Here is a 13,674-nt window from a genome sequence, read left to right on the forward strand (position 1 = left end):
TCGTCACGGAGTCGTGACTCAGAGCTTGCCGGCGACGAGCTCGGCGACGTCGACGAGGCGGTTGGAGTAGCCCCACTCGTTGTCGTACCAGGAGGCGACCTTGACCTGGTTGCCGATGACCTTGGTCAGGCCGGCGTCGAAGATCGAGGAGTGCGGGTCGGTGACGATGTCGCTGGAGACGATCGGGTCCTCGGTGTACTTGAGGATGCCCTCGAGGTCGCCCGCGGCGGCGGCCTTGTAGGCCGCGTTGATCTCCTCGACCGTGGCCGGGTTCGTCAGCTCGACCGTGAGGTCGGTGATCGAGCCGGTCGGGACCGGGACGCGCAGCGCGTAGCCGTCGAGCTTGCCGACGAGCTCGGGGATGACGAGGCCGAGGGCCTTGGCGGCACCGGTCGACGTCGGGATGATGTTGACCGCGGCGGCGCGCGCGCGACGGAGGTCGCTGTGCGGGCCGTCCTGCAGGTTCTGGTCGGCGGTGTAGGCGTGGACCGTGGTCATGAGACCGCGCTCGATGCCGAAGTTGTCGAGCAGGACCTTGGCGAGCGGCGCGAGGCAGTTCGTGGTGCACGACGCGTTCGAGACGATGTCGTGGACCTGGGGGTCGTAGGTGCCCTCGTTGACGCCGAGGACGATGGTCGCGACGTCGTCGCCGGTGGCGGGAGCCGAGACGATGACCTTCTTGGCGCCGGCGGTGATGTGCTTGCGCGCGTCCTCCGACTTGGTGAAGCGGCCGGTCGACTCGATGACGACGTCGACGCCCAGCTCGCCCCAGGGGAGGTTCGCGGGGTCGCGCTCCTCGAGCACGATGATCGGCTTGCCGTTGACGACGATCTTGTCGCCGTCCAGCTCCACGGTCGCGTCGAGGCGGCCGGTGATGGAGTCGTACTTCAGGAGGTGCGCGAGCGCCTTGTTGTCGGTGAGGTCGTTGACCGCGACGATCTCGAGGTCGCTGCCCTTGGCGAGGGCCGCACGGAGGAAGTTACGGCCGATACGGCCGAAGCCGTTGATGCCGATCTTGACGGACACAGATATCTCCTGGAGAGGAAGGGCACCTCGACGGTGCAGTGGAGGGTGTGGATCGCTGGGAGAGCGGCGTCCCGGATCGGGACCCGGGACGCCGGAATCGCTACGACAGTAGCAGCAGGCCGGAAGTGTTCCGGCGGGCCTTCTCGAAGCGCGCGGACACGTCGGCCCAGTTCACGATGTTCCAGAACGCCTTGACGTAGTCGGCCTTGACGTTGACGTAGTCGAGGTAGAAGGCGTGCTCCCACATGTCGAGCAGCAGGACCGGGACGGTGGCCGCGGCGTGGTTGCTCTGGTGGTCGTAGAGCTGCTCGATCAGGAGCTTCTCGCCGAGCGAGTCCCAGGCGAGGATCGACCAGCCGGAGCCCTGGATGCCGAGGGCCGAGGCGGTGAAGTGCGCCTTGAACTTGTCGAACGAGCCGAAGTTCTCGTCGATCGCCGCGGCGAGCTCGCCGGTCGGCTTGTCGCCGCCGTCGGGCGAGAGGTTGTTCCAGAACACGGTGTGGTTCACGTGACCGGCGAGGTTGAACGCCAGGTCCTTCTGGAGCTTGTTGACGTTCGCGAGGTTCTCGCTGTCGCGAGCCTCCTGCAGCGCGGCGAGGGCGGTGTTCGCCCCGGTCACGTACGTCGCGTGGTGCTTGTCGTGGTGGAGCTCCATGATCCGTCCACTGATGTGCGGCTCGAGAGCCGAGTAGTCGTAGGGCAGTTCGGCGAGCGTGTAGTCAGCCATGTGCGATCTCCTGTTCGTGGTCGTCGACCTCAGTGATCCGCCGGGTCTCACGGCCCCTCACCGCTGCGCGGGAGGGTGTGCCGGGGTGTCCTGAGCGACCTTTCCAGTCTAGTGAGAGCCGCCCTCCGCACTCGGAGCGTTTCCTCCGTTCAACCAGGAGACACTCAGCGTTCGCGCGCCGGAACGCCCGTCGGCCCGCGCGGGGCTCAGAGGTCCTGGAGCTCGGCGGGGAGGTTCGCGTCGGTGCCCGGGATGTCGAGGTCGGTGGCGCGCTTGTCGGCCATCGCGAGCAGGCGGCGGATGCGGCCGGCGACGGCGTCCTTCGTCATCGGCGGGTCGGCGTGGTGGCCGAGCTCGTCGAGGCTGGCGTCGCGGTGCGCGAGACGCAGCCGTCCGGCGTAGCGGAGGTGCTCGGGGATGTCCTCGCCGAGGATCTCCATCGCGCGCTCGACGCGGGAGCAGGCGGCGACCGCGGCCTGCGCGGAGCGGCGGAGGTTCGCGTCGTCGAAGTTGACCAGGCGGTTGGCGGTCGCGCGGACCTCGCGGCGCTGGCGCAGCTCCTCCCAGCTGGCGACCGTGGAGGTCGCGCCCATCAGGGTGAGCATCGCGCTGATGCTCTCGCCGTCGCGGATCACGACGCGGTGCACGCCGCGCACCTCGCGCGACTTCGCCTGGACGCCGAGGCGGCCGGCCGCGCCGACGATGGCCATCGCCGCCTCGTTGCCGGGGCAGATCACCTCGAGGGCGGCCGAGCGGCCGGGGTCGGTGAGCGAGCCCTGCGCGAGGAAGGCGCCGCGCCACACGGCGGCGAGCTCCTCCCGCGTGCCGGTGGTCAGGCGGTTCGGCAGGCCGCGGACGGGACGACCGCGCTGGTCGAGCAGACCGGTCTGGCGGGCGAGCGTGTCGCCGCCCTCCACCACGCGCACCAGCCAGCTGGTCGTGCGGCGCGAGCCGCCGGCCGAGACGATGCTGCCCTCGCTGCGGACTCCGTAGAGCTCGGCGAGGTCGCGGCGGACGCGGGTGGCCAGCGGTGCCGAGTCGAGCTCGACCTCGACCGCGAGGCGGTTCGAGATGATGTGCAGTCCCCCGGAGAAGCGGAGGATGGTCGCCAGTTCAGCGGCACGGACGGTGTTCTTGCGCGAGACGATCGCGACCAGTTCGCCCTTGACATCTGCAGTGAGGGCCACGGAGTCTTCTTTCCTTACGTCGGGTGCGCGGCGGAGCGCGCGGGGATCATTCTCGGCCGAGGTCGCGGTGCGCCACGTTGACGGCGACACCCGGCAGCTCGGCCAGTCGGGCCGCGACGCGGCCGGCGACGGCGACCGAGCGGTGCTTGCCGCCGGTGCAGCCGATGGCGATGGTCGCGTGGCGCTTGTTCTCGCGCTGGTAGCCGTCGAGCACCGGCCGGAGGGCACGCGAGTAGGAGTCGATGAACTCCTCCGCGCCCTGCTGGGCCAGCACGTAGTCTCTCACCTCTTCGTCGAGACCGGTGTGCGGCCGGAGCTCCGGGATCCAGTACGGATTGGGCAGGAAGCGCGCGTCGGCGACCATGTCGGCGTCCGTGGGCAGGCCGTACTTGAAGCCGAAGCTCATCACGGTGATCTGCAGCCCGGCGCGGCCGGCCTCGGCGAAGCGCTCGGTGATCGTGGTCGCGAGCTGGTGCGGGTTGAGGTCGGACGTGTCGATCACGATGTCGGCCGACTCGCGCAGCTGCGCCAGTCGCGTCCGCTCGGCGGAGATGCCGTCGAGGAGGGTGCCGCGCCCCTGCAGCGGGTGCGGGCGGCGCACCTGCTCGAAACGGCGGACGAGGGCGGCGTCGGTCGCCTCGAGGAAGACGACGCGCAGGTCGACGCCGACGCGCAGCTCGCGCACGATCTCGCCGAGATCGGCGAAGAAGTCGCGTCCGCGGACGTCGACCACCGCCGCGACCTTGGGCACGGTGTCGCCCGCGCGCTGGGCGAGATCGACCAGCGGGCGCAGCATCTGCGGCGGGAGGTTGTCGACCACGTACCAGCCGAGGTCCTCCAGCGCGTTGGCGGCGGTGGATCGTCCGGCTCCGGACATCCCGGTGACGATCAGCACGTTCTGCTGCTCGCTCTCGGTGCTCATGGGGTCTCCGTGCTCGTGTGGGTCGCGGACCCTCCTTCGGGGAGGGCGGGCCTCCAGCCTAGGGTGTGGCCCTGAGCGGAGCACCCGGCGGAGGGCGGTGCCTCAGGGATGCAGGTGCCCGTGGATGGCCGCCGCGAGCGTCGGCCCGATGCCCTTGACCTCGGCGATCTCGGCGTCGCTGGCCTCCCGCAGGCGGGTGACCGAGCCGAAGTGCTTCAGCAGGTCGCGGACGCGTGTCCCGCCCAGCCCCGGGATCTCCGCCAGCTGCGACGAGATGTCGCGCTTGCGGCGCTGGCGCTGGTGGGTGATCGCGAAGCGGTGCGCCTCGTCCCGGATGCGCTGGAAGAGGAAGAGCGCGTCGCTGTTGCGCGGCAGGATCACCGGGAAGTCGGAGTCCGGCAGCCAGATCTCCTCGAGACGCTTGGCGATCCCGCAGAGGGTGATCCCGGTGACCCCGGACTCGTCCAGTGCGCGCTGGGCGGCCGCGACCTGCGGCTGCCCGCCGTCGACGATGAGCAGGTTCGGCGGGTAGGAGAACTTGCGCCGCTTCGCCTCCCCCGTCTCGGGATCGATCTCGGCGGGCTCGGTCGGCTCCTTGAGGTAGGCGAGGCGCCGGGTCAGCACCTGGTGCAGCGACTCGGTGTCATCGGTGGACTCGGCGATGCTGAAGCGGCGGTACTGGTCCTTGCGCACCAGGCCGTCCTCGAAGACGACCATCGACGCGACGATGTTGGTGCCGCTGAGGTGCGACACGTCGTAGCACTCCATCCGCAGCGGCGCCTCGGCCATCCCGAGCGCGTCGCGGATGTCCTCGAGGGCCTGCGTGCGCGCGGTGAAGTCCGCGGAGCGCCGGGTCTTGTAGAGCATCAGCGAGTGCTTGGCGTTCTGCGTCGCGGTCTCGAGCAGAGCCGCCTTGTCGCCGCGCTGCGCCGCGCGCAGGCGGACGTTCGCGCCGCGCAGCGAGCCCAGCCACTCCTCGAGCGCCTCGGAGTCCTCCGGCAGCTCGGGCACGACGACCTCGCGCGGCGGGATGTCGCCGCTCTCGTAGGCGGCCTGCAGCGCGGTGTCCACGAGCTCGGCGGTGCTCATGTCGAGCTCCTTGTCGACGACCCAGCCGCGCTCACCGCGGATGCGGCCGCCGCGCACACGGAACTGCTGGACCGAGGCCGCGAGCTCGTCGTGCACGATCGCATAGAGGTCGACGTCGACGTTGTCCTTCAGCACGACCGCGCTCTTGGCCAGCACGGCGTCGAGCGCCGCGGCCTGGTCGCGCAGCTTGCCGGCGCGCTCGTACTGCATCGCCTCGGCGGCCTCGCGCATCTCGCGCTCGAGCTCGCCGATCATCCTGCGGTCGTGGCTGCCCATGAACGCGACGAAGCGGTCGACGATCGCGCGGTGCTCCGCGAAGGTGACCCGGTGCGAGCACGGACCGCCGCAGCGGCCGATCTGCGAGGCGAAGCAGGGCTTGCCGCTCTGCATCGCCCGCTTGTAGTTGGAGTCGTTGCAGGTCCTGATCGGGAACGCCTTGATCATCAGATCGATCGTCTCGTGGATCGCCCAGATCTTCGGGTACGGGCCGAAGTACCGCGCACCGCGGATCTTGGCGTTGCGCGTCACCATCACCCGGGGCGCCTCGTCGCCGAGGGTCACGGCCATGTACGGGTAGGACTTGTCGTCGCGGAACTTGACGTTGAAGGGCGGATCGAACTCGTTGATCCAGGTGAACTCGAGCTGCAGCGCCTCGACGTCGGTGCCGACGACGGTCCACTCGACGCCGGACGCCGAGGTGACCATCCGCCGGGTGCGCTCGTGCAGGCTCGGCAGCGGAGCGAAGTAGTTGCTGAGCCGGGCGCGGAGGTTCTTGGCCTTGCCCACGTAGAGCACCCGGCCCCGGGCGTCCTTGAAGCGGTAGACGCCCGGGAGGGTCGGGATCTCGCCCGGCTTCGGCCGGAAGTCGACGGTCTGCGTCATGCCCGCGCCTCCGCTCCCCCGGCCCCCCGGGGACGATCGGCGAGGCGGAGCCGCGTCACGGCAGGATCTCGGCGAGGAAGGTGCCGGTGTGGCTCTCCTTCACCTTCGCGACGTGCTCGGGGGTGCCGATCGCGACGACCTGGCCGCCGCCGGCGCCGCCCTCGGGACCCATGTCGATCAGCCAGTCGGCCGACTTGATGACGTCGAGGTTGTGCTCGATCGTGATCACCGTGTTGCCCTTGTCGACGAGGCCGTTGAGCACCAGCAGGAGCTTGCGGACGTCCTCGAAGTGCAGACCGGTGGTCGGCTCGTCGAGCACGTAGACGCTGCGCCCGTTCGAGCGGCGCTGCAGCTCGGTGGCGAGCTTGACGCGCTGCGCCTCGCCGCCGGAGAGCGTGGTGGCGCTCTGGCCGAGCCGGACGTAGCCGAGGCCGACCTCGACCAGGGTCTTGAGGAACCGGTGGATGGAGGTGATCGGCTCGAAGAACTCGGCCGCCTCGGCGATCGGCATGTCGAGCACCTCGGCGATGCTCTTGCCCTTGTAGTGCACGGTCAGGGTGTCGCGGTTGTAGCGCGCTCCCCCGCAGACCTCGCAGGCGACGTAGACGTCGGGCAGGAAGTTCATCTCGATCTTGATCGTGCCGTCGCCCGAGCAGGCCTCGCAGCGACCGCCCTTGACGTTGAAGCTGAAGCGACCGGGCAGGTAGCCGCGGGCCTTCGCCTCGGTGGTCTCGGCGAAGAGGTTGCGGATGCGGTCGAACACACCCGTGTAGGTCGCCGGGTTGGAGCGCGGGGTGCGGCCGATCGGGTTCTGGTCGACATGGACGACCTTGTCGAGGTTCTCGAGGCCGGTGACGCGGGTGTGCTTGCCCGGCACCTTGCGGGCGCCGTTGAGCTGGTTGGCGAGCACCCGGTAGAGGATGTCGTTCACGAGCGTCGACTTGCCCGAGCCGGAGACGCCCGTGACCGCGACGAAGGTGCCGAGCGGGAACTCGACGTCGACCTTCTGCAGGTTGTTGGCGTTGGCGCCGACGACCTTGATGACGCGCTTGCGGTCGATCTTGCGGCGCTTCTTCGGCAGCTCGATCGAGCGGCGGCCGGCGATGTAGTCGCCGGTGAGCGAGTGGGTGTTCTCGAGGAGCGACTCGTAGGAGCCGGAGTGCACGACCCGGCCGCCGTTGACGCCCGCGCCCGGTCCGATGTCGACGATCCAGTCGGCGGTGCGGATGGTGTCCTCGTCGTGCTCGACGACGATCAGGGTGTTGCCGAGGTCGCGCAGCTTGATCAGGGTGTCGATCAGCCGGCGGTTGTCGCGCTGGTGCAGGCCGATGCTCGGCTCGTCGAGGACGTAGAGCACGCCGGTGAGGCCGGAGCCGATCTGGGTGGCGAGCCGGATCCGCTGCGCCTCGCCGCCGGAGAGCGAGCCGGCCGCGCGGGAGAGGTTGAGGTAGTTGAGCCCGACCTCGATCAGGAAGTCGAGGCGCGCGCGGATCTCCCGGAGCACCTGCGCGGCGATGGTCGCCTCGCGGGGCGTGAGCTGGAGCTCGCTCATGAACGCCTGGGCGTCGCCGAGGCTGAGGTCGGCGACATCGGCGATGCTCGCACCGTGCACGAGCACGGCGAGCACCTCGGGCTTGAGGCGCGAGCCCTTGCAGACCGGGCAGGCGACCTCGCGGAGGAACTCGGCCCAGCGCGAGCGCTGCACGTCCGTCTCGGCCTGGACGTACTGCCGCTCGATGTAGGGCACGACGCCCTCGAAGCCGGAGGTGTAGCTCATCTCGCGGCCGTAGCGGTTCTTCCACTTGACCTTGACCTCGAAGTTGTCGCCGTGGAGCACCGCCTGCTGCACCTCGGAGCTGAGGCGCTTCCACGGGGTGGTCAGCTTGAAGCCGAGGTCGCGGGAGAGGCCGTCGAGCAGCTTCTCGTAGTACTGGAAGAGGCCCTTGCCCTGGGTGGTCCAGGGGATGATGACGCCCTCGGCGATGCTGAGGTCGGGGTCGCCGAGCAGCAGCTCGTCGTCGACCGACATCCGCGTGCCCAGGCCGGAGCACTCGGGGCAGGCGCCGAAGGGCGCGTTGAAGGAGAACGTGCGCGGCTCGATCTCGGTGAGCGAAATCGGGTGGTTGTTGGGGCAGGACAGCTTCTCGGAGTACGTCGTCCAGGCGCCGTCGCCCTCGCCGTCGACGAAGTTGATCTGCACGATGCCGTCGGTGAGGCGCAGGGCCGTCTCGAGCGAGTCGGTCAGGCGGCCGAGGATGTCCGGACCGGCGACGAGGCGGTCGACGACGACGGAGATGTCGTGCTTGTACTGCTTCTTGAGCACCGGCGGCTCGCTGAGCTGGATGAGCTTCCCGTCGACCATGGCGCGCGAGTAGCCGCCCGCGGTCAGCTCCTTGAAGAGGTCGACGAACTCGCCCTTCTTCTGCGAGACGACCGGGCTGAGGATCTGGTAGCGGGTGCCCTCCTCGAGCTCCATCAGCTGATCGGCGATCTGCTGCACGGTCTGCGCCGAGATCGGCTCGCTGCAGACCGGGCAGTGCGGGATGCCGATGCGGGCCCAGAGCAGGCGCATGTAGTCGAAGATCTCGGTGATCGTGCCGACGGTGGAGCGCGGGTTCCGGTTGGTCGACTTCTGGTCGATCGACACCGCGGGGCTGAGGCCCTCGATGAAGTCGACGTCGGGGCGGTCGACCTGCCCGAGGAACTGCCGAGCGTAGGCGGAGAGCGACTCGACGTAGCGGCGCTGGCCCTCCGCGAAGATCGTGTCGAAGGCGAGCGAGGACTTGCCCGAGCCCGACAGGCCGGTGAAGACGACCATCGAGTCGCGCGGGATCTCGAGGTCGACGTCGCGCAGGTTGTGCACTCTGGCCCCGCTCACCACCAGCTTCGACACCGATTCGTCCAGCGAGGAGACGAAGCGGTGGAAGGAGGGTGAGGGGGTGGTGGAAGGGTCCGTAACGGCGTTCAGGATCGACACCTCGAAAGTGTATGCGGAGCCACCGACATCGCTCGGGGCGTTCGCTGGCCGCTGATCCCGGACCCCGCGACTTGCGCTCGTCGACCCCGCCCGCACCGGCGGGCCGGCCCGCTCGGGCCGACCCTGCTCGGTCAGGACAGGTGCCCGGCCTTCTCCATCTGCCGCAGCTCGCGCTTGAGCTCGGAGACCTCGTCGCGCAGTCGCGCCGCGAGCTCGAACTTCAGCTCGCCGGCGGCCTGGAGCATCTGGCCGTTGAGGTCGGCGATGATCGCCTCGAGGTCGTTGCCGCCGTTCGCGGCGAGACCCTGGCGGCGCAGGTTCGGCGTCGGGCTCTTCTTCTTCGCGTCGCGGCCGGCCAGCAGCTTCGCCGTGTCGGCTCCCTCGCGGGCGAGCGCGTCGGTGATGTCGGCGATCTTCTTCCGCAGCGGAGTCGGGTCGATGCCGTGGTCGAGGTTGTAGGCGACCTGCTTCTCGCGGCGGCGGTCGGTCTCGTCGATCGCGAGCCTCATCGAGTCGGTCATCTTGTCCGCGTACATGTGCACCTCGCCCGAGACGTTGCGCGCGGCGCGGCCGATCGTCTGAATCAGCGAGGTCGACGAGCGGAGGAAGCCCTCCTTGTCGGCGTCGAGGATCGCGACGAGCGACACCTCGGGCAGGTCGAGGCCCTCGCGGAGGAGGTTGATGCCGACGAGGACGTCGTAGACGCCCGCGCGCAGCTCGGAGAGCAGCTCGACCCGCCGGAGCGTGTCGACGTCCGAGTGCAGGTAGCGCACGCGGACCCCGGCCTCGGTGAGGAAGTCGGTGAGCTCCTCCGCCATCCGCTTGGTGAGGGTGGTCACCAGGACGCGCTCGTCGCGCTCGGTCCGGAGCTTGATCTCCTCGAGCAGGTCGTCGATCTGGCCCTTGGTCGGCTTGACGACGATCTCCGGGTCGATCAGACCGGTCGGGCGGATGATCTGCTCGACGATGCCGTCGGCGATGCCCATCTCGTAGCGACCGGGCGTGGCCGAGAGGTAGACGGTCTGGCCGACGCGGCCCTTGAACTCCTCCCACTTCAGCGGGCGGTTGTCCATCGCCGAGGGCAGCCGGAAGCCGTGCTCGACGAGGGTGCGCTTGCGCGAGGCGTCGCCCTCGTACATCGCGCCGATCTGCGGCACGGTGACGTGCGACTCGTCGATCACGACGAGGAAGTCGTCGGGGAAGTAGTCGAGCAGGCAGTGCGGGGCCTCGCCGGACTCGCGGCCGTCGATGTGGCGCGAGTAGTTCTCGATGCCGGAGCAGAAGCCGATCTGCTGCATCATCTCGAGGTCGAACGTGGTGCGCATCCGCAGGCGCTGCGCCTCGAGGAGCTTGTTCTGCTTCTCGAGGTCGGCCAGGCGCACCTCGAGCTCCTGCTGGATGGTGTCGATCGCGCGGTGCATGACGTCCTGGCTGGCGACGTAGTGCGAGCCGGGGAAGACGGAGACGGACTCGAGCTTCTTCACGACGTTCCCGGTGAGCGGGTGCAGCGTGTAGAGCGCCTCGATCTCGTCGCCGAACATCTCGATGCGGATCGCGAGCTCCTCGTACATGGGGATGATCTCGATCGTGTCGCCGCGGACGCGGAACGTGCCGCGGGCGAAGTCGACGTCGTTGCGCGCGTACTGCATCGAGACGAACTTGCGGATCAGGCGGTCGCGGTCGACCCGCTGGCCGACCTGGAGCGCGACCATCGCCTCGAGGTACTGCTCGGGCTGGCCGAGGCCGTAGATGCAGGAGACGGTCGAGACGACGATGACGTCGCGGCGGCTGAGCAGCGAGTTGGTCGTGGAGTGGCGCAGACGCTCGACCTCGGCGTTGACCGAGCTGTCCTTCTCGATGAAGGTGTCCGTCTGCGGGACGTAGGCCTCGGGCTGGTAGTAGTCGTAGTACGAGACGAAGTACTCGACCGCGTTGTTGGGGAAGAGCTCCCGGAACTCGTTCGCGAGCTGGGCGGCGAGCGTCTTGTTGTGCGCGAGGACCAGGGTCGGCCGCTGGACCGCCTCGACGAGCCAGGCGGTGGTCGCGGACTTGCCGGTTCCGGTAGCGCCGAGCAGGACGACGTCGGTCTCGCCGGCGTTGATCCGGGCGCTCAGATCGGCGATCGCCCCGGGCTGGTCACCGCTCGGCTGGTATTCGCTGATGACCTCGAAGGGGTGCACGGCACGCGTTGGCTCCATGATCGAAGCGTAACCGCGACCACCGACATCGGGGCGGGCCTGCGCCGACGGCGAACGGGACTCGCGCGGAGCGCGCGTATCGAGATCCGCCGGCGCCGGAAGCCGAGTCGACAGACCGACCAGCTGGAGGGCGCCGGGTCAGAGGCGGGAGACGCGCAGGTCGCGCAGGTGGAGGCGGTCGCCCGGGGCCATGCCGTCGGTGCGCACGCGGATCACCGCGCGCACCGCCCAGTCCGGCGCGGGCAGCGAGTAGGCGTCGTCGAGCCGGACGCCGGCGAAGGAGTCGCGGGCCGAGACCTCGGTCGGCGAGTACCAGTCGCCGCCCAGTCCGTCGGCGCGGCGCTCGGTCGCGAAGCCGAGGTCGATCGCGGCGGAGCCCGTGCCCTCGAAGAGCGCGTCCATGGAGGCGAGCACCCGCGCCCCCGCGGCGATCGGCACGAACAGGTGCACGGCTCCGGCGCCGGAGCCGTCCTCCAGCGCGAGTGCCCGCAGCCCCGCGACCGGCGAGTCCCCCGGCGCGACGGACGCTCCGCCCTCGGCCGTCCAGTCGTCCGCGAGCACGGAGCGCGAGCCGTGCGGGTCGAGCACGCCGCGGATCCGCTCGGCCGCGTGGAACTTCAGCGCCGTCGACGGCAGCGCGGAGGTGTCCGTGATCGTCAGCGTCCCGTCGCCGCGCGCCAGGAAGGGCAGCCGCGAGTTGCCGCCCTGGAACTGCCCGCCGCGGACGACGGCGCGCTGACCGCCCGCTCCGGAGAACTCGATCAGTCCGCGCTCCGCCTCGCCGTCGACCTCCTTGCGCGCCCGGACGAGGAAGCGGCAGTCGGTGAGCGAGAGCAGCGCGCCCCAGCCGTCCAGCTCGAACCAGCCGTGGTTGTCCGGGATCTGCATCTCGAAGTGGCAGTGCGAGAAGTGGGCCTGACCGCGGGAGATCGTGACCGCCCGGCCCTGGTTCGTCGAGAAGGTGTCGAACGAGCACTGGTCGACGAAGAACTCCTGGTCGCCGTGGATCTGCAGCGCGCTCTCGGTGTTGCTGGTGAGGTCGCAGCCCTGGAAGGCGATGCGCTCCCCCGAGTCGACCGCGTCCTCGACGGCGACGACGCCGACCCGGTTGCCCTGGAAGGAGCACGATCGGAACTCGAGCAGGTAGGCGTGCGAGCCGAGCTCGACCGCCGTGTCGAAGCGCCGCGCGACGACGTTCGCGAACGACAGGTAGGCGGGCTTGGGTCCGGGCTGTCGCAGGTGCGACGCGGCGCTCACGGCGATGCCCGTGTTCGACCCGTCGCCGATCAGGTGCAGGTTGCTCAGCACGCTCTGGTGCTGGCGGGTGAAGCCGGCGGCGGAGGTCTGCAGCACCGGGCCGACGGTCTGCAGGGCCGGGCCGGTCCCGGTGTAGCGGATCTCGCAGTGGCCGTCGATGCTCACCCTCGCGTCCCAGGAGAGCGTCTCGTCCACGACGAAGCTGCCCCCGGGGGCGGTGACGACGCCGTGGTGCTCCGTCGGATCCACGCCGTCCTCGGGCACCGCGGCGGCGGCGAGTGCGGCCTTCCATGCTGCGGTGTCGCGCGCGGCGCCGGCCGGCAGCGAGTCGTCGAGATGATCGTGCACGTCGACGATGCGGGAGGACCCCGCCGGACGGGTGACGACCTGGACCGGTGGGGCGCCGGTGCGGCCGGTGAGCGCTCCCGCGGCCGCTCCCGCGCCCGCACCGAGGAGGACGCCCGCCCCTGACGCGAGCAGCAGGCGCCGCGAGTCGGACGCGGGCGGACGTGCTCCGGAAGCGCTCATGCGTCGTACCCCTCGACTCGGCGATCGTGCTGGGGCCGTTCCCCGTGCTGCGGCCGTTCCACTCTAGGAGCCCGGTCCGACCGTCTCCCGCCGGGGTCTCCGCTCAGGCTGAGCGGCGACGCAGCCGCTCCCAGAGCGCGTCCACCTGGCTCAGGGTCTCCTCCAGCGTTCCGGAGGCGTCGATCACCGCGTCGGCGAGGGCGAGCCGCTCCTCGTCGCTCGCCTGCGCGCCGACGCGCGCGCGGGCGTCCGCCTCGGTCATGCCGCGCAGGGCGATCAGCCGCTCGACGCGCGTCTCCTGCGGGGCGTGGACGACGATCACCTCGTCGAACTCCCCCGCCCCGCGCGACTCCGCGAGCAGCGGGACGTCGTAGACGACGACGGCGTGCGGGTCGGCGGCAGCGGCCGCCGCGAACAGCTCCTGCGAGCGGAGCGACACCGCCGGGTGCGTGATCGCGTTGAGGTCCTCGCGGGCGGAGGAGTCGGAGAAGACGATCGCGCCGAGGGCCGCCCGGTCGAGGGAGCCGTCGGCGCGCAGGGTCGTCGGGCCGAAGCGCTCGACGATCGCGGCCAGCGCGGGCTCCCCCGGCTCGACCACCTCGCGGGCGAGCCGGTCGGCGTCGACGACCACCGCCCCGAGCTCGGCGAGACGGCGGGCGACGGTGGACTTGCCCGAGGCGATGCCTCCGGTCAGAGCGGCGAGATGCACCCGCCAACCCTATCCAGCGGCGCGGGGCGGCACCCGCTCCTGTCCGTCGGGCCACCGTGCGAGAGTCCGTGCGGTGGTGGATCTCGATGCGCCCGCTGCGCGGGCTGCTCGATCAGCATGAATTCGGTCCGCTGCGCGGTCTGCTCGACCGTCGGCCGAAACGCCGAACGGC

The 13,674-nt window shown here is 70.2% G+C and carries 9 protein-coding genes; all 9 read right to left on the reverse strand.

From position 1 onward, the window contains the following. Positions 1-18: 18 nt before the first annotated feature. On the reverse strand, positions 19-1,026 hold the full coding sequence (gene gap / locus HRK28_RS17605; protein WP_160089767.1) for a type I glyceraldehyde-3-phosphate dehydrogenase: 1,008 nt from the start codon (positions 1,024-1,026) through the stop codon (positions 19-21). Between the two features lie 100 nt (positions 1,027-1,126). Beyond that, positions 1,127-1,753: a superoxide dismutase gene (locus HRK28_RS17610; protein ID WP_160089769.1), complete on the reverse strand. Its 627-nt coding sequence runs from the start codon at positions 1,751-1,753 to the stop codon at positions 1,127-1,129. Positions 1,754-1,959: 206 nt separating this feature from the next. After that, positions 1,960-2,940, reverse strand: coding sequence for a DNA-binding protein WhiA (gene whiA, locus HRK28_RS17615; protein WP_160089771.1), 981 nt, complete (start codon positions 2,938-2,940; stop codon positions 1,960-1,962). Between the two features lie 46 nt (positions 2,941-2,986). Next, positions 2,987-3,862 (reverse strand): RNase adapter RapZ, encoded by an 876-nt coding sequence (gene rapZ, locus HRK28_RS17620; RefSeq protein WP_160089773.1) that lies wholly within the window; start codon positions 3,860-3,862, stop codon positions 2,987-2,989. Between the two features lie 102 nt (positions 3,863-3,964). Continuing rightward, on the reverse strand, positions 3,965-5,833 hold the full coding sequence (uvrC, locus tag HRK28_RS17625; protein ID WP_160089775.1) for an excinuclease ABC subunit UvrC: 1,869 nt from the start codon (positions 5,831-5,833) through the stop codon (positions 3,965-3,967). Positions 5,834-5,888: 55 nt separating this feature from the next. Beyond that, entirely contained in the window at positions 5,889-8,738 is a 2,850-nt protein-coding gene (gene uvrA / locus HRK28_RS17630) for an excinuclease ABC subunit UvrA (protein WP_173252688.1), read from the reverse strand. A 203-nt stretch (positions 8,739-8,941) separates the two neighbouring features. Beyond that, positions 8,942-11,008: an excinuclease ABC subunit UvrB gene (uvrB, locus tag HRK28_RS17635; RefSeq protein WP_123704319.1), complete on the reverse strand. Its 2,067-nt coding sequence runs from the start codon at positions 11,006-11,008 to the stop codon at positions 8,942-8,944. Between the two features lie 138 nt (positions 11,009-11,146). After that, positions 11,147-12,793, reverse strand: coding sequence for a hypothetical protein (locus HRK28_RS17640; RefSeq protein WP_173252556.1), 1,647 nt, complete (start codon positions 12,791-12,793; stop codon positions 11,147-11,149). Positions 12,794-12,896: 103 nt separating this feature from the next. Continuing rightward, entirely contained in the window at positions 12,897-13,502 is a 606-nt protein-coding gene (coaE, locus tag HRK28_RS17645) for a dephospho-CoA kinase (RefSeq protein ID WP_160089779.1), read from the reverse strand. Positions 13,503-13,674 lie beyond the last annotated feature (172 nt).

The sequence above is a fragment of the Rathayibacter sp. VKM Ac-2835 genome, from assembly GCF_013266705.1.
In the GTDB taxonomy this organism is placed as follows: Bacteria; Actinomycetota; Actinomycetes; order Actinomycetales; family Microbacteriaceae; genus Rathayibacter.